The sequence below is a fragment of the Arthrobacter sp. NPDC057009 genome (genome assembly GCF_042673905.1).
Taxonomy (GTDB): Bacteria; Actinomycetota; Actinomycetes; order Actinomycetales; family Micrococcaceae; genus Arthrobacter.
This window is the reverse complement of sequence record NZ_JBHUSB010000004.1, coordinates 212221-229057: the sequence shown is the minus strand read 5'-3', so window position 1 is coordinate 229057 and position 16837 is coordinate 212221. Positions and strand designations below refer to the sequence as shown.

Annotated in this window: 15 protein-coding genes; 3 read left to right on the top strand and 12 right to left on the bottom strand. The window is 67.2% G+C overall.

The window, feature by feature from the left end:
• Positions 1-191: 191 nt before the first annotated feature.
• The 4 genes from infB to rimP all read right to left on the bottom strand — a co-directional run bounded on the left by infB (position 192) and on the right by rimP (position 5396).
• Positions 192-3068 (bottom strand): translation initiation factor IF-2, encoded by a 2877-nt coding sequence (infB, locus tag ACFTR6_RS06665; RefSeq protein WP_377957316.1) that lies wholly within the window; start codon positions 3066-3068, stop codon positions 192-194.
• Positions 3069-3220: 152 nt separating this feature from the next.
• The gene (locus ACFTR6_RS06660) at positions 3221-3553 is read right to left on the bottom strand and encodes a YlxR family protein (protein WP_236783186.1); all 333 of its coding nucleotides are present in this window, start codon (positions 3551-3553) and stop codon (positions 3221-3223) included.
• 248 nt (positions 3554-3801) lie between these two features.
• The gene (gene nusA, locus ACFTR6_RS06655; RefSeq protein WP_076798160.1) at positions 3802-4779 is read right to left on the bottom strand and encodes a transcription termination factor NusA; all 978 of its coding nucleotides are present in this window, start codon (positions 4777-4779) and stop codon (positions 3802-3804) included.
• Positions 4779-5396 (bottom strand): ribosome maturation factor RimP, encoded by a 618-nt coding sequence (gene rimP, locus ACFTR6_RS06650; RefSeq protein ID WP_076798161.1) that lies wholly within the window; start codon positions 5394-5396, stop codon positions 4779-4781. The genes nusA and rimP overlap by 1 nt, the downstream gene beginning before the upstream one ends.
• Before the next feature lie 105 nt (positions 5397-5501).
• On the opposite strand from rimP, the gene ACFTR6_RS06645 reads away from it, so the two are divergent.
• The 3 genes from ACFTR6_RS06645 to ACFTR6_RS06635 all read left to right on the top strand — a co-directional run bounded on the left by ACFTR6_RS06645 (position 5502) and on the right by ACFTR6_RS06635 (position 8702).
• Positions 5502-6800, top strand: coding sequence for a DUF4439 domain-containing protein (locus ACFTR6_RS06645; protein ID WP_377957315.1), 1299 nt, complete (start codon positions 5502-5504; stop codon positions 6798-6800).
• Between the two features lie 43 nt (positions 6801-6843).
• Positions 6844-7587 (top strand): VIT family protein, encoded by a 744-nt coding sequence (locus tag ACFTR6_RS06640; protein WP_087873553.1) that lies wholly within the window; start codon positions 6844-6846, stop codon positions 7585-7587.
• Between the two features lie 74 nt (positions 7588-7661).
• Positions 7662-8702: an aminoglycoside phosphotransferase family protein gene (locus ACFTR6_RS06635; RefSeq protein WP_377957314.1), complete on the top strand. Its 1041-nt coding sequence runs from the start codon at positions 7662-7664 to the stop codon at positions 8700-8702.
• A gap of 5 nt (positions 8703-8707) precedes the next feature.
• Here ACFTR6_RS06635 and ACFTR6_RS06630 read toward each other — a convergent pair whose 3' ends face one another.
• The 8 genes from ACFTR6_RS06630 to ACFTR6_RS06595 all read right to left on the bottom strand — a co-directional run bounded on the left by ACFTR6_RS06630 (position 8708) and on the right by ACFTR6_RS06595 (position 16768).
• Positions 8708-10144: a pyridoxal phosphate-dependent decarboxylase family protein gene (locus ACFTR6_RS06630; protein ID WP_377957313.1), complete on the bottom strand. Its 1437-nt coding sequence runs from the start codon at positions 10142-10144 to the stop codon at positions 8708-8710.
• A gap of 58 nt (positions 10145-10202) precedes the next feature.
• Positions 10203-10997 (bottom strand): TSUP family transporter, encoded by a 795-nt coding sequence (locus ACFTR6_RS06625; RefSeq protein ID WP_076798165.1) that lies wholly within the window; start codon positions 10995-10997, stop codon positions 10203-10205.
• Between the two features lie 12 nt (positions 10998-11009).
• The gene (locus tag ACFTR6_RS06620; RefSeq protein WP_377957312.1) at positions 11010-12821 is read right to left on the bottom strand and encodes a proline--tRNA ligase; all 1812 of its coding nucleotides are present in this window, start codon (positions 12819-12821) and stop codon (positions 11010-11012) included.
• A 322-nt stretch (positions 12822-13143) separates the two neighbouring features.
• Positions 13144-14031 (bottom strand): GNAT family N-acetyltransferase, encoded by an 888-nt coding sequence (locus ACFTR6_RS06615; protein ID WP_076798167.1) that lies wholly within the window; start codon positions 14029-14031, stop codon positions 13144-13146.
• Entirely contained in the window at positions 13994-15160 is a 1167-nt protein-coding gene (gene ispG / locus ACFTR6_RS06610) for a flavodoxin-dependent (E)-4-hydroxy-3-methylbut-2-enyl-diphosphate synthase (protein ID WP_076798168.1), read from the bottom strand. The genes ACFTR6_RS06615 and ispG overlap by 38 nt, the downstream gene beginning before the upstream one ends.
• Before the next feature lie 39 nt (positions 15161-15199).
• Positions 15200-15493, bottom strand: coding sequence for a YciI family protein (locus ACFTR6_RS06605; protein WP_377957311.1), 294 nt, complete (start codon positions 15491-15493; stop codon positions 15200-15202).
• Positions 15494-15518: 25 nt separating this feature from the next.
• On the bottom strand, positions 15519-16040 hold the full coding sequence (locus ACFTR6_RS06600) for a hypothetical protein (protein WP_377957310.1): 522 nt from the start codon (positions 16038-16040) through the stop codon (positions 15519-15521).
• Complete coding sequence (locus tag ACFTR6_RS06595; RefSeq protein ID WP_377957309.1) at positions 16037-16768, bottom strand: MarR family transcriptional regulator; 732 nt, start codon at positions 16766-16768, stop codon at positions 16037-16039. The genes ACFTR6_RS06600 and ACFTR6_RS06595 overlap by 4 nt, the downstream gene beginning before the upstream one ends.
• Positions 16769-16837 lie beyond the last annotated feature (69 nt).

Sequence of the window (16837 nt, the reverse complement as noted above, 5' to 3'; positions counted from 1 at the left end):
GATTTTTTGCGGCGGCGTGGGAGGGCATCCAAGGTGGCAGCAGAGGGCCCCGATGCGGGCTTGCGAGCATTGGAAGGCTGACTCCGCTGCCGAAGCTGGGTGACCGACGTCGTTAGACGTAGGCCACCCAGCGAAGGGGCGGGGCCGCCGGGAAAACCCAACGGCCCCGCACTTCGGAACGCTAAACCGCCTTAGACGCGCGGCTTCTCGCGCATCTCGAAGGTCTCGATGATGTCGCCTTCAACGATGTCGTTGTACGAGCCAAGTCCGATACCGCACTCGAAGTCCGTGCGGACCTCGGTGACGTCGTCCTTGAAGCGCTTGAGCGTCTCCACCGTGAGGTTGTCGCCGATGAGCTTGCCGCCGCGGCTGATGCGGGCCTTCGTGTTGCGTCGGATGGTACCGGTGCGAACGATGGAGCCTGCAATGTTGCCGAACTTGGAGGAACGGAACACTTCGCGGACTTCGGCCGTGCCAAGCTGGACCTCTTCGTACTCCGGCTTGAGCATGCCCTTGAGGGCCAGCTCAATGTCATCGATTGCGGAGTAGATGACGGAGTAGAAGCGCATGTCCACGCCTTCGCGGTCTGCCAGTTCGGCAACCCGCTCGGCAGGCTTGACGTTGAAGCCGATGATGACGGCGCTGTCGACGGTCGCCAGGTTGACGTCGTTCTGCGTGATCGCACCAACACCGCGGTGGATAACGCGGAGCTGGACGCCTTCGCCGACATCGATCTTGAGCAGCGCGTCTTCGAGGGCTTCCACGGCACCGGACACGTCACCCTTGAGGATGAGGTTGAGGGTGTCGATCTTGCCTTCGGCAACGGCCTGGTCGAAGTCTTCCAGGCTGATGCGCTTGCGGCGCTTGGCGAGCTGGGCGTTGCGCTCAGCGGCTTCACGCTTCTCGGCGATCTGGCGGGCGGTACGCTCGTCGGCGGTCACCAGGAAGGTGTCACCGGCGCGCGGCACGTTGGACAGGCCGAGGACCTGGACCGGGCGGGACGGCAGTGCCACGTCGAGTGCTTCGCCGTCCTCGTCGAACATGGCGCGGACGCGGCCGTGGGCCGTACCGGCCACGATCGTGTCGCCGACAGCGAGGGTACCGGACTGCACCAGGACGGTGGCCACGGAACCGCGGCCCTTGTCGAGGTTCGCTTCGATGGCGATACCGCGGGCGGCCTTGTCCGGGTTGGCCCGCAGGTCAAGCGCGGCGTCAGCGGTCAGCAGGACAGCGTCGATCAGCTCGTCGATGTTCAGGTTCTGGCGGGCAGAGACCTCAACGAACATGGTGTCGCCACCGTATTCTTCGGGAACCAGGCCGTACTCGGTGAGCTGGCCCTTGACCTTGTCCGGGTTCGCGCCTTCCTTGTCGATTTTGTTCACGGCCACGACGATCGGCACGTTGGCCGCCTGGGCGTGGTTGAGGGCTTCAACGGTCTGGGGCATCACGCCGTCGTCCGCTGCCACAACCAGGATGGCGATGTCCGTGACCTTCGCACCACGGGCACGCATGGCGGTGAACGCCTCGTGACCCGGGGTATCGATGAAGGTGATGTCGCGCAGCGCACCCTCATGCTCGTGGCTGATCTGGTAGGCACCGATGTGCTGCGTGATGCCGCCGTGCTCGCCGGCAACGACGTCAGAGTTACGGATGGCATCCAGCAGGCGCGTCTTACCGTGGTCAACGTGGCCCATGACGGTGACTACCGGAGGACGTGCCTCAAGCTCTTCGTCACCTTCGGCCTCGAGTTCGGCTTCGACGTCAATATCGAACGTGCTGAGCAGCTCGCGCTCCTCATCCTCCGGCGAAACAACCTGGAGCTTGTAGCCGAGTTCCTCGCCGAGGAGTGCAAAGGTGTCCTCGTCCAGCGACTGGGTTGCCGTTGCCATTTCACCGAGGTGGAAGAGCACGGTAACCAGCGCGGCGGGGTTCGCCTCGATCTTGTCAGCAAAGTCCGTGATGGACGAGCCACGGCGAAGCCGGATAACAGTGTTGCCGTCGCCGCGGGGTACGCTCACGCCACCCAGCGACGGTGCGCTCATCTGCTCAAGTTCCTGGCGCTTTGCGCGCTTCGACTTGCGCTGCTTGCCGCGGCCAGCGCCGCCCTTGCCGAACGCACCCTGGGTTCCACCGCGACCGCGGCCACCCTTGCCGAAGCCACCGCCGGCCGGAGCACCGCCGCCGCCACCGGGACCGCCGGTTCCGGGAGCGCCGGGACGGCCGGGGCCGCGTCCGCCGCCACCGGGACGTCCGGCACCTGCAGGTGCGGGACGCTCGGTGCGGTTAGGCATCATGCCAGGCGTGGGCCGGTTTCCGCCGGCACCCGGACGGGGACCGCCGGGGCGGGGTCCGCCTGCACCGGCTGCCGGACGCGGACCGGGCGTAGCGCCCGGACGCGGAGCACCGGGGCGGGGTCCGCCTGCACCGGCTGCCGGACGCGGACCGCCGGGACGGTCGGCGTCAGTGCGGCCGCCGCCGGGACGGGGCATGCCCTGGGACGTGGCAAACGGGTTGTTGCCCGGGCGCGGCGGACGTTCGCCGTCTCCTCCGCGGCCGCGGGGCATGCCCTGGGACGTGGCGAAGGGGTTGTTGCCGGGGCGGGGGCCACCGGGACGCGGAGCGCCGCCCGGACGTGCGGGGGTTTCAGCCTTGGGCGCGGGACGGGCTCCCGGCTTGGCACCGGTGGAGGGTGCAGCAGGCGTTCCGGCAGCGGGAGCTGCCGGGGCGGCGGGAGCAGCCGGAGCTGCAGGCGCCTCCGCCTTGGGGGCGGGTGCCGGAGCGGGCGCCGGGGCCGGAGCGGGTGCCGCAGCCTTGGGGGCAGCAGGACCGGGAGCCGGCGCGGGACGGGATTCGGCCGGCTTGGCCGGGGACTTGGGGGCAGCTGCGGGCGCTTCGGACTTCGAAGCGGCGGCAGCCGGGAATGCGTTGCGGAGTTTCCGCACCACGGGGGCCTCAATGGTGGATGAGGCGGAGCGAACAAATTCGCCCAGTTCCTGCAGCTTGGTTACTGCATCTTTGGAAGTGATACCGAGCTCTTTCGCGAGCTCGTGTACGCGGACCTTGGCCACATTTCTCCTGTCTCGGTCCGCACCGAGCCAGGCACGAACCGTCTACTTCTTACTGCGGGCCCCCGCTGCTGTTACAGCTGAAAGGCCCATTGCAGAGCGCAACAAAGTTGTCATCGTTACGCACTCATCGCTGGGAACTCATCGGGTTTCCATCAGATTTCTGACCCGCTTTCAGGTTGGACGGTTGGTACTGCAGACGCCGGGACATCCGCAGCGTGCGCTCCTGCCGTTATCCGGCGTTCGACGGCGGCGGTTCCGGTTGACCCGTTGAGGGCCCTTCCGAAGGCTCGCCGCTTGACCGCCAGGGCCAGGCACGCTTCGCTGGGGTGCAGCCATGCACCCCGGCCAGCCATCCGGCGTCGTTCATCCACTACGACGGCGGACGAACCGCCGGCGTCGGAGACGAGCCGGAGTAACTCTGACCGCGGCCCCTTTTTCCGGCATCCGATGCAGGTACGCTGCGGCTGATTCCCGACATGTTGCACGTGTGCCACTTCCGAGTATCTTCCTGCCTGTACCTATCTGCCTGCCCGGTCGCCTGCCTCTACCTTTCGGCAAGACCCGGCGCCCGAACACGCTGATGCCGGCCGCTAGGCGCGGCCAAGTTCTATTCTAGCCCCTCACGGGCCTTATACCCGAAACCGGAAACCGGAACTGCCCGCCACAGGAGCGGACAGTCCGGTCGGCATCAGGTGCTGTGCCGGATGGTTTTTCGGCCGTCCGGCCACGCCTCCTAGCCGCGGGGAGCGGCGGCGTCGGAGACGATATCGATGCGCCAGCCCGTCAGCTTGGCGGCAAGCCGGGCGTTCTGGCCTTCCTTGCCGATGGCGAGTGAGAGCTGGTAGTCCGGAACCACAACGCGGGCCGAACGGGTTGCCTCGTCGGTGATGGTGACGGAATTCACGCGCGACGGCGACAATGCACTGGCGATGAACGTTGCCGGATCCTCGCTGAAGTCAACGATGTCGATCTTCTCATCGTTCAGTTCGGTCATGACCGCCCGCACGCGCGAGCCCATTTCGCCGATGCACGCGCCCTTGGCGTTGATGCCCGGGGTGTTCGCCTTGACCGCAATCTTGGTGCGGTGCCCGGCCTCGCGGGCCAGGGCGACAATCTCCACGGAGCGGTCGGCGATCTCGGGGACCTCCAGTTCGAAAAGCTTCCGAACCAGGCCCGGGTGCGAACGGGACAGGGTGATGGACGGGCCCTTGGTACCGCGGTGCACGTCGATCACGTACGCGCGGAGCCGGTTCCCGTGAATGTACTTCTCCCCCGGCACCTGTTCCGGCGGCGGAAGCAGGGCCTCCACGGTGCCGAGGTTGACCTGGATCATGTGCGGGTTGTTGCCCTGCTGGATCAAACCGGCAACAAGCTCACCCTCGCGCCCCTTGAACTCGCCCAGGACGTTGTCATCCTCAACGTCGCGCAGCCGCTGCAGGATGATCTGGCGCGCGGTGCTGGCGGCGATGCGGCCGAACCCGGCCGGCGTGTGTTCGAACTCGCCGATCGGTGCGCCGTCGTCGTCAATCTCGGTGGCCCAGATGGTCACATGGCCGCTCTTGCGGTCCAGCTCCGCCCTGGCCTTCTCAAAGGCGCCCGGCGACTTGTGGTAGGCAACGAGCAGTGCCTGCTCGATTGTGGGGATGAGGAGATCCAGCGGGATTTCGCGCTCACGCTCCAGGAGTCTCAGCGCGCTCATATCAATATCCATCAGGCCTCCTCAGAAGGTCCATTGTGCTCAGTTTCCAGACCGGCCTCGTCGAGGCGGCTGAACTCAATTTCGACTTTTCCGCTGCGGATCTTGTCGAAAGGAAGTTTTACGGGGTCGCCCTGCCTGGGCTTCATACCCTTTTTCACGGCGATTTCGGGGACGATGGTCACGCCGGCGTCGTCGACGGAACTGATCCTGCCCGTGACATTCTCATCCTGGATCACGTTCACGGTGACCATGCGGCCACGGGCGCGGTGCCAGTGCCGGGGCTCGGTCAGCGGGCGCCCCACGCCGGGCGATGAGACCTCAAGGTCATAGGGCCGGCTGTCTGTTCCGGGGTCGTTGTCCAGGATGTCGGAAAGTTCCTTGGAGATATCCGCAATGACGTCAAGGCTCACGCCGCCCGTTTCTTCCTGCGGCAGATCCACCACTACGTGGACTATCCGGTTGGAACCTGCAATCTGGATGGCAACATCCTCCAGGTAGAGGCGGTGGGACTGGACCGCGGGCTCCAGTAGCGACCGAAGGCGTTCAGCCTCGGGATTGTGGACAGCCGCGGCTTCAGCCTTTCCCGCGCCGGTCCGGTCTGATGAAGTCGTGGCTTCTGCATTACTCACGATGCCGGCCGCCTCCCGATAGATGATGTTGTGACTACTAGCGTAGCGATTTTCCGGGCGCCTTGGTGCACGGACTTCCTCCCGGCCGTGACAACATGGTCTGTTGTGAATGACGACAGCGGGCGAAAAAGAAGGCCGGGCAATTATCTCCGGTATGCCCTGCTGGCACTCGCCGCGTTCCTGGTGCTGAGTCTCGGTTTTGCGCTGATTCCGCGGGAATCACCGGCACCTGCAGCCCCTTCGTTCTCCGAGCAGGCACGCACCGCTGCCCTCGCCGAAACCCTGGATTTGAGGGCTGCCAGCCAGCAGCTCGCGAACGGATCGTCCGGTGCCCGGCGCCAGCTGTTTTCGCACGCTGTGACTTTGCTGACTACGCAGGCAAGGGCGCTCCTTCTGCCGGGCGGCGACACCTCCAGCCCTGCGGTTGGGACAGGTTCGGCGCCCGGCGCCAGTTCAGCGGCCGGCGCGTCCGGAACCGACGGCCCGTCCGCCGGGGCGCCCGGAACCGCCAGCGCGTCCGCCGGGGCAACATCGGCACCAGCGCCCTCGGGCACGGCAACACTGCCGGCGCTGGTCACTGCGCTGTCCAAGAGCGGCAAGGAACGCCTCCTCCACGCCGAGAAGGCCGACGGCGGGATGGCCCGCCTGCTTACGGCGGTGGGGACCGCCCAACTGCTTCAGGCGACGACCCTGGCGCAGGCTGCGGGAACGCCGCCACCGGCGCTCCCGGCGCCGTCGGCGACACAGCGCAACGCCGCCACCGCCTGTTCGGTCACCAGCCCCTCGGGCAGCGGTGCCCCGTCGCAGGATGGCGCCCAATCAAGCAGCAGTGATCAATCAAACAACAGTGACCCATCAAGCAGCAGTGGCCAATCCAGTGGCAGTGACCAGTCCGGCCAAACAACCGGTCCCGCCGACACTGCCACGCTGGCTGCCGCCCTTGTCCGGGCAGTCCGGACAGAGGTGGAAACGGTCTATGGCTACCAGGTGGCACTGACCCGCCTGGAGGGGGCCGCCGCGGAACAGGCCGCCGGACTGTTGGCCAAGCACGAGGCCGTGGTGGGCCAGGCCGAGGCGTACACGCGCGTTCACTGCGTCTCCGTTCCTCCCCGCGAACCGGGCTACACCCTGGACACCTCGTTCCTGCAGAAGCCTGCCGCTGGCTTGGCCAGCCTGGAAGCCGGAACGCTCCCGGTCTACGGCGACCTTGTGGCCCTGAGCGACGGGGAGACGCGGAAGTGGGCCGTCTCCTCGCTGGTCGCAGCCGCCCAGCGGACCATGCGCTGGGGATCCGATCCCGGCCCCGTGCCCGGCATTGTGCTGGACACCTCGCTCCTGCCGGAGCTTCCGGAGCCGGACGCACCCTCGGCGCAACCGACCGGAGACGGCGCGGCAACGCCCTAGGTTCCACTGGCAGGAGGCTGCCCCCAAGTGGTTTGCTGGAGCCATGGAGTCAGCGGACAATCCGGCATTGCCCCCTGAGGGGCAGCACGCCAATGAGCCCCACAGCAATGACATCGTGCACCGCCTGAACTGGCTGCGTGCCGGTGTCCTCGGAGCCAACGACGGGATCGTCTCGGTCGCGGCAATTGTGGTGGGCGTGGCCGGGGCAACCAGCGAGCACGGCCCCATCCTCGCGGCCGGTGCAGCCGGCCTGGTGGGCGGTGCCGTCTCGATGGCCCTGGGCGAGTACGTCTCCGTCAGCAGCCAGAGCGACAGCCAGAAGGCAATGATCGAGAAGGAACGGCGGGAACTTGCCGAGGAACCGGAAGAGGAGCTGATGGAACTCGCTGCGATCTACCGGAGCAAGGGCCTCAGCGAAGAAACGGCCCGGAACGTGGCACGGGAACTCACCGAGCACGATGCCCTGGCTGCTCACCTTTCCGCCGAGCTCAATATTGACGAAGAGGACATCGTGAGCCCTTGGCATGCCGCCTTTGCGTCAGCCATCGCGTTCACACTGGGGGCCTTGCTGCCGATGCTCGCCATCATGCTGCCTCCCGAAAACATTCGCGTTGCGGTGACCTTTGGAGCGGTCCTGCTGGCCCTGGCCGTGACGGGTGCCGTCGGCGCGTGGATTGGCGGCGGCTCAAAAATCCGGGCAGCTGCACGGGTGGTGGTGGGAGGCGGCCTTGCCCTTGCCGCGACCTTCACCATCGGCAACCTGCTGGGCGCCACCGGCATCATGTAGGGGCGCCAGAGGTCCTTTCTGGCAGGAGCTGTCCCCTACCGGCCTTCCGACGCCCCCTCTACTACGCTGGAGATGTGAGCCCGCCAGCAGACGTTCCTATTCCGCCGGACCTGATGCGCCGCTATTCCCGCAGCAGTGCCGGCAGGGCCTGGCTGGCGTCGTTGCCGGACATGATCCGGGGCCGGCTGGACCAGTGGCAGCTCGAGCTTGACCTGGAACCGGGAACCCTTCCGTGGAGCGGGCACGGCGGTGTTGTGGTCCCGGTCCGCGCGGCAGGAGTGGCCTCTGCATTGAAGGTGGCTTTTCCGCACGACGAAGCGCTGGTGGAGCGCCATGCGCTGGCGCTGTGGGATGGCCATGGTGCAGTGCAGCTGCTTGCCTCCGACGCCGGTACGTGCTCCATGCTCCTTGAGCGCCTGGATGCCGCCAGGTCGCTGCGGACCGAGCCGATGGAAACTGCCCTTGAGGTGTGGGGCAGGCTGATGCGGGAGCTGTGCCTCGTTCCCGACGGCCGGCCGCAGTGGCAGGAATTTGTGCACGTGGCCGCCCGGGCGGAACAGTGGAGCGACGACCTGCCAGCCGAATGGGAACAGCTGGGCCGCCCGTTCCCCCGGTGGCTGCTGGAGGCCGCGCTCGAGGTCTGCCAGACGCGCGGTGCCGTGGGCCGCCGCTCCTCCGACGACGTCTTGGTCAACACTGATTTCCACTACCTCAACATCCTGGCCAGGCTTGACGAGGGAGGCAGTGCTGCAGCCACCGGCTTTGCCGCCATCGACCCGCAGCCGATGGTGGGCGAGGCGGAATTCGCCGTTGCACCCGTACTCTGGAACCGGATTCCGGACCTGCCCGCAAGAGATCCCGCCGCCGGCCTGCTCGCCAGGTGCCATGACTTCAGCGTCGCCGCTGGACTGGACCCTGAAGTGGCCCGCCAGTGGAGCCTGGCCCGCGAGGTGGACAACGCCCTGCACTACGCCTCCAGGCCCGGCCATGGCGGAGACATGGCCCGCTCGCTGTGGGTGGCCAGCACGCTCGCGGGGCGGACACTGGACGGGCTTCCGGCCGCCCATGATCTGCCCGAACCGGGCGGGGACGCCCTGAATTCATCCCCGGCCTAGCGCGGTCAGGACCTTTCGGAGCGGGCGGCTTCCAACGCGGTCCGGACCGCCTCCACAGCCGTGGCCAGGTCGTCGGCGTCGGTGCTCCAGTTGCTCACGGATATCCGCACCACGTCCCTGCCGTGCCAGCGGGAACCGGACATCCAGACCTTACCGTCGGCGATAAGCCTGTCCGCTACCCGGCGCGTCATGGCGTCGTCCCCGAAGGCGACCGTGATCTGGGTATAGCCAACGTCGTTGAGGACCTCCACCCCCTCGACGGCGGCGAGCTCCTCGGCGAGCCGGGCGGCAGACGCGGCGAGGCGGCGTATCTGTTCGGCCACGCCGTCCCTGCCGAGCGACTTCAGCGCGGCCCAGACCGGCACTCCCCTGGCCCTGCGGGAAAGCTCCGGGACCCGCTGGCTGGGATCACCAGCGCCGTCAGCGTCCTGAAGGAGGTAGCTGGCGTTCAGCCCCATGGCGCTGCGCAGGGCCTGCACATCGCGGACCGCGACGACGCCGCAATCGTACGGGACATTGAGGCTCTTGTGCGCGTCGGTGGCCCAGGAGTCCGCCCCTTCGACGCCCGCGGTCAGTCCGGCGAGCTCCGGGACGGCAGCGGCCCAGAGTCCGAAGGCGCCGTCCACGTGCACCCAGGCCCCATGTGCCTTGGACACGGCGATGGCTGCGCCGAAAGGGTCGAAGGCTCCGGAGTGGAGGTTGCCGGCCTGCAGGCACACCAGCACGAGGGCGGGACGGGAGCTTTCGCCGGATGCCGAAGCATGGTCCAGCGCGATCCGGTCCAGCTCACAGTCAAGCTCAGCGGCCTCGATGCGCCCCTCGCTGTCCGCAGGGACCACTGTCGGGCTGCCCATTCCGAGGTAGCGCAGCGCGACGTCCACCGTCTCGTGCCGTTCCTCCCCCACCAGGCAGTGGATCCGCGGCGCGCCGAAGAGTCCGTCGCGTTCCAGGTCCCAGCCGGCGTCTTTCAGGAGCCGCCACCGGGCGGCCGCCAGTCCGGTGAAGTTGGCCATGGTGGCTCCGGTGACAAAGCCGACGTCGGATTCCTCCGGAAGGCGCAGCAGCTGGAGCAGCCAGTGACCGGCGGCATCCTCGATCGCGGCTATCGCGGGCGTCGCGTAGCGCAGCACCGAGTTCTGGTCCCACGCGCTGACGAGCCAGTCGGCCGCCATGGCGGCAGGAAGTGTGCCGCCGATGACCCACCCGAAGAAGCGCCCGGAGGGCATCGCCATGAGGCCCGGTTCGGCGTGGCGGGCCAGGTAGTCCACCACGTCGGCCGGGGCCGACCCGGACTGTGGCAGCGCGCCGTCGAACGCTGCGGCGAGTTCCCGGGCTGCCTGCCGCGGACCTACCCGGCGGGTGGGCTGGCTTTCCAGCCAGAGCGTAGCGTGCCGGACGGCTGCAGCCAAGGCGTCCCTGTACGGTTCTGCACCGGCGGACATAGAGGCATGCTACGCCGTCCCCGGCCGCGACGACATAGCCCGCCCGCGAGGAGTTGGCTCAGGCGAAGTTTTCCTGCCAGACGTCAAAGGCGAGCTTGACGATCAGGGCGAAAACCACCACGAGGAAGACCACGCGCACGAATTTGCTCCCCTGTTTTACAGCGGTGCGTGCGCCGAGGTAGCCGCCGGCCATGTTCGCTGCGCCGAGCAGCAGGCCCACGCCCCACAGCAGCGACCCGTGCGGAAGGAAGAAAATGAGGGCCCCGGCGTTCGTGGCCATGTTGACGATCTTCGCCTTGGCGCTGGCCTCGAGGAACGCGTATCCCATCGCCGAAACCAGTGCGATCACCAGGAATGAACCAGTGCCTGGCCCGATCAGGCCGTCGTAGAAGCCGATGACGGCGCCGATGGCACAGGCCACCACATAGTGGGTGCGGCCGTCGTGCCTGAGCTCGGTGAGGTGTCCGGCGTCGGGCTTGAGGGCCGTGAACAGCGCGACGGCCACCAGCGCCACCACAATGATGGGTTTGAACACCTCCGCCGGCAGCCGGGTGGCCAGCAGTGCACCGCCGAAGCTGCCCGCCAGCGCAATGGCCGCCATCGGCACGGCAGTCCTCAGATCCGGCCGAACGCGGCCGTAATAGGTCACGGCACTCGTGGTGGTGCCGAAGATGGAGCCCATCTTGTTGGTGGCCAGTGCCTGTACCGGGGTGATCCCCGGCACCAGCAGCAGCGCCGGCAGCTGCAGCAGGCCGCCACCGCCCACCACGGCATCCACCCAGCCGGCTGAGAAGCCAGCCACCACTATCAGGACGATAGTGGCGAGCTGGATTGACTCAAACCCCGAAACCACTGGGGGCGGGCGTCAGTTGCTGCGGACGGCGTTGACCACGTAGTCAACAGCCTTGTCCACGGCCACGTTTTCGGCCTCGCCGCTGCGGCGGTCCTTGATTTCGACGACGCCGTCCGCGAGCCCGCGGCCGACGGCCAGGATAGTGGGCACACCGACAAGCTCGGCGTCGCCGAACTTAACTCCAGGGGAAACCTTGGGCCGGTCATCGTAGATGACCTCGAGGCCTGCGCCTTCGAGCTCGAGGGCGAGCTGCTCGGCGGCCGCGAAGATTTCGTCACCGCGGCCGACCGCCACGACATGGACGTCCGCCGGAGCCACGGAGCGGGGCCAGACGAGGCCCTTGGCGTCGTGGTTGGATTCCGCCAGCGCGGCCACCGCGCGGGTGACACCCACGCCGTAGGAACCCATGGTGACCACAACCTGCTTGCCGTTCTGGTCCAGGACCTTCAGTTCCAGCGCTTCGGCGTACTTGCGTCCCAGCTGGAAGATGTGGCCCATCTCGATGCCGCGTGCGATCTCGAGCGGTCCGGAGCCGTCCGGGGCTTCGTCACCTGCGCGCACTTCGGTGCACTCGATGACCCCGTCCCAGGTGAAGTCGCGTCCCGCCACAAGGTCATAGACATGCTTGCCAGCCATGTTGGCGCCGGTGATCCAGGCCGTGCCGCTGACGACGCGCGGATCCACCAGGTACAGGAGCTTGGCGGCGCCTTCCAGGCCAAGGAGCGGCTCGTCCAGGGACATGCCCGGGCCAAGGTAGCCGCGAACGATGAGCGGGTTGCGGGCCAGGTCCTCCTCGCCGGCGGCTTCCACGGCAATTTCGCCGGCGACCGGAAGGTAGGCGCCGATGTTGGCCTCGACGCGCTTGAGGTCCACACCCCGGTCGCCCGGCACACCGAGGACGACGATCTGGCGCTCACCGGTGGGCAGCGTAACGGCGAGAACGACGTTCTTGAGCGTGTCAGCGGCAGTCCAGGGGCCGCCGTCGGCCTCGCTGCGCGGCGCGAGCTCGTTGGATGCCGCCACGAGCGTGTCGATCGTGGGGGTGTTCGGGGTGTCGCGGATCACCGCGGCCGGGGCGTTGGTGAAGTCGATCTCGGCGGGGGCCACCGTGGTCACGGCTTCGACGTTGGCGGCATAGCCGCCGGCGGAGCGAACGAACGTGTCCTCGCCAACCTCCGTGGGGTGCAGGAATTCCTCGCTCTTGGAGCCGCCCATGGCGCCGGCCGTGGCCGTGACGGGAATGACTTCCAGGCCCAGCCGTTCGAAGATCTTCAGGTAGGCCTCACGGTGGGCGGCGTAGGCGGCATCCAGCCCGGCGTCGTCGACGTCGAACGAGTACGAATCCTTCATGATGAATTCGCGGCCGCGGAGCAGGCCGGCGCGCGGGCGTGCCTCGTCGCGGTACTTGTTCTGGATCTGGTAGATGCTCAGCGGCAGGTCCTTGTACGAGGAGTACAGGTCCTTGACCAGCAGGGTGAACATTTCCTCGTGCGTCGGTGCCAGCAGGTAGTCACCGCCCTTGCGGTCCTGAAGCCGGAACAGCCCTTCGCCGTATTCGGTCCAGCGGTTGGTCGCCTCGTAGGGCTCCTTCGGGAGCAGCGCAGGAAAGTGGACTTCCTGGGCGCCGATGGCGGCCATCTCTTCGCGGATGATCTGTTCCACCTTGCGCAGCACGCTCAGCCCCAGCGGCAGCCAGGTGTAGATGCCCGGGGCCGCGCGGCGGATGTATCCCGCGCGCACGAGCAGCCGGTGGCTGGCCACCTCGGCATCGGCGGGGTCTTCACGCAGGGTGCGCAGGAAAAGCTTGGAGAGTCGAAGAACCACGGGTAGGTGTCCGTTTCTTGGGGGAAGTGCTGATTGTCTGGGTACTAATCTACCGGCTGGGCAGCAGTACAGGTTCCGGGCCCTGTGGGAGCTGAACAGAAAAGCCACGCCCCGCAGGAGAAGCCCCTGGCCGTTGGCGGCTGGTCATCCCTGTGGTGGCGTGGCTCCACGGCCGGTCATGCCGCTAATTCTCGAAAGACCACCCGCGTCCGAAAACGCGATTAAATAGAACCTATGTGATAGCCGTCACCGAATTCAAATCCACTTTTGACCCGGGCCGGCTGTGCCCCGATGCCGCCGTACAGCACGCCGGCGGCATCGGCTAGAAGAGGACAGTAGCGAAGGTGCCCACCTGCCGGAAGCCAACACGTTCGTAGGTTGCCCGCGCCCGGGAGTTGTAGTCGTTGACGTACAGGCTGGTGACCGGCGCCAGTTTCTGGGCCAGCAGCACTACGGCCGCCATATACCCGGCGCTGAGCCCGAGTCCTCGGTGGCTGGGATTCATCCATACGCCCTGCACCTGGGTGACCTCGGAGGTGACGGCGCCCAGTTCCGCCTTGAACACCACTTCGCCGTCCTTGAGGTGGACCAGGGAGTGGCCCTGGCGGATCAGTCCTGCCACGCGGCGGCTGTAAAAGTCGCGCCCGCCGAGGTACGGCGAATAGCCAACCTCTTCCTCGAACATTGCCGCACAGGCGGGAAGGATGGCATCGAAATCTGCGTACTGCCCGAATCCCAGCTCCCAGTTCGGTTCAACGGCCGGGGCACCGGTGATGGTCATAAGCGGCTGGTCGGGCCGGACCTCATGGGCGACATGGCCCAGCTCCTCGAGGTGGCGGTGCAGGGCAAGAACCGTGCCGGCCGGTCCGAAGATCGAAGCGTACCGGCGCCCGGAGCGGTGGGCTACAGCAGCCACCGGGCCGGCCAGTTCCGGATCGAGCTGGATAGGGACCAGGTTGGCGCCTGCCCAGCAGGCGCCGACCAGCGCGTCGTCGTCGAAAACGCCGAGGACGCTGGCGCCGCCCGGGGTGGGCGCGGCAGAGTCCGTCGACTCCAGGTGCGCCAGGATGAACACGTTGGCAACAGGATCCGTCCCGGCCAGGTCGCGCAATTGGCGGGTGTCCGCAACACCCAGTACCCGGACGGCGGCACCGTCCGGGGCGGCGCCGTCCTTATGAGACGCTAACCACGGGGCTACCCTTGACAGCATCTTCGCCATCGGCCTCCCCCATCTCTTCCGCGATACGCATGGCCTCTTCGATCAGTGTCTCAACAATCTGGCTCTCGGGGACAGTCTTGATGACCTCGCCCTTCACAAATATCTGGCCCTTGCCGTTGCCGGAGGCGACGCCGAGGTCGGCCTCCCGCGCTTCGCCCGGACCGTTGACGACGCAGCCCATGACGGCCACGCGCAGCGGGATCTCCATGCCCTCGAGGCCGGCGGTGACCTGCTCGGCGAGGGTGTAGACATCCACCTGGGCACGGCCGCAGGACGGGCAGGAGACGATTTCCAGCTTGCGCGGGCGCAGGTTCAGCGACTGCAGGATCTGGTTGCCCACCTTGATTTCCTCGACGGGAGGAGCGGAGAGGGACACGCGGATGGTGTCTCCGATGCCGCGCGAGAGCAGGGCACCGAAGGCCGTGGCCGACTTGATGGTTCCCTGGAAGGCCGGTCCGGCTTCGGTCACGCCCAGGTGCAGCGGCCAGTCACCCTTTTCGGCGAGCATTTCGTAGGCCGCCACCATGACCACCGGGTCATTGTGCTTGACGGAGATCTTGAAGTCGTGGAAGCCGTGTTCCTCGAACAGCGAGGCTTCCCAGACCGCAGATTCGACCAGGGCCTCCGGGGTGGCTTTGCCGTACTTCTTCAAGAGGCCCGGTTCCAGCGATCCGGCATTGACGCCGATGCGGATGGACGTGCCGTGGTCCTTTGCCGCCTGGGCGATTTCCTTGACCTGGTCGTCGAACTTGCGGATGTTGCCCGGGTTCACGCGCACCGCCGCGCAGCCGGCCTCGATGGCCGCGAAGACGTACTTCGGCTGGAAGTGGATGTCCGCGATGACCGGGATCTGCGACTTCCGGGCGATGATGGGAAGCGCCTCGGCGTCATCGGCCGAGGGGCAGGCCACTCGGACGATGTCGCAGCCGGAAGCGGTCAGCTCGGCAATCTGCTGCAGCGTGGCGTTGATGTCCGTGGTGGGCGTGGTGGTCATCGACTGCACGCTGATGGGGAAATCGGAACCGACGCCGACGGAGCCCACTTTGATCTGGCGTGTCTTGCGGCGCGGAGCAAGAACGGGCGGCGGTGCGGACGGCATTCCCAGGCTGACCGAGGTCACATGGACTCCTTGAAATCGAAAATCGTGGTGCGGGGTTGGCTAGGCGGCGTGCTCAGCCAGGAGGCCGGTCACAGGGACCCATTCGGTGGTTCGCGTGCCGGAAATGACGCCCGCAGCGGCGAAGGGGTCCTGCCGCAGGACCTCGTTGAGGGCAGCTTCGTCGACTGCCTTGAAGATGAGCAGGGCGCCCGCGCCGTCGCCGTAAGGTCCGCTGGCAAGAAGCGTGCCATCCTGCGCCAGTCCTGCGGTCCATTCGCGGTGGGCGGGGCGGCTGGCCGCGCGCGTTTCGGAGGACTCGGCGTCGTATACGTACTCAACAGCAAAAACAGTCATAGAGATACCCTATCCCGCGGCCGGGCTACCCGAGGAGCACGACCTTCGTGAAGGCCGCAACTCCGGCCGCCCACAGCATGGAGGCCAGGGTGCCGATGATGAACCGCTCGGCAGCCACAGGCGTCTCCTTGAGTTCCGCGAACCGGCCCAGGCCCTTGATGGCCACCACATAGGCGATGGCCACGGGCTGTCCCGCCAGGATGGCAAGGCAGACTGCCAGCCGCTCGAGCACGCCGATGATGGCCCCGCCCCGGAGAATCCGTGTGACCGGCGCCTCGCCCCCGGATTCCAGTGCGGCAGCAGCGCCGGCTTCCACCGTAATGTCGCCGTTCACGGTATTGCCCCTGTCGGCCGCGGACGTATTATCCGCGACGGGGCGGTCCACCGTCACATCGGCCGAGGGGTCGTCGGCGGCGTCCCTTCCGGCGCCGGCGGCAGCGTCCGCCTTGTCGTCGATGGTGCGCGCCAGCCGGAAAACCAGGGCCGTGACAGGCCAGCCCACGAATCCGGCCGTCAGCAGGGCGGCTGCGATCCAGACAGCGTTCACGCTTCTCCTACGTTCTCGTCGCGGCCCTGATCCTGGTGATGGTTCCGGTTACCGGCGGGGTCCGGGTCTTCACAGCCGGGGCTCTCCAGGGTGAGGCGGTGTGCGGTGGCCAGCAGCATTTCCACCGCGGGCCTTGCCGCCCATTCTTCCTGCCAGCCCGACCGGAGCACGGAGCGGCTCACCGACTGTTCGCTGATTCCCAGTTCCTGCGCAACCAGTTTCTGGAGCCCGTGGCGTCCGGTCCCCTGCCCGGTTGCTGCCCCGCTCTTCGCGCGGAGGGCATCCACCACGCGCCACTGGGCCTCGGTCCGGTCCTGCACCAGCCTACCGACCAGCCGCAGCACTGCCTCCGCGTTGGCGCATGCCGCGGCGGACTCGCGCTCCCGGCTCCCCGCGATTACGGCCACGGGCACCTGGCCCGCGGCTGACTTGGCCCGCTCCACCGCGTGGCGTGCAGCAACGAAGGCGGCCCCGGATCCTTCGCGGGGGCTGGCGTCCGGCGCCAAGGTTCCGGGCCCGACGCCGATTCCCACGTACCAGCGCCCGCTTCGCAGGGCGCGGAGGGCGATGTCGACGACCAAGGCAGGGTCCTGCAGGACCCCCTGCACCTCGTCGCCGACCGAGCGTTCAAAGCGAACATCGGGATACGCGCCGAGGTCCCCGAGGAATTCGGGTACGCGGTCCACGTCATTCGTGCTGCCCCGCTGGTCAATAGTCAGAACGTACATGCCGAAACCGTATCCGGCTTATATTTGCGAATCAATCATTTGAAGCTGATTTTTGTGAATCAGCCGATT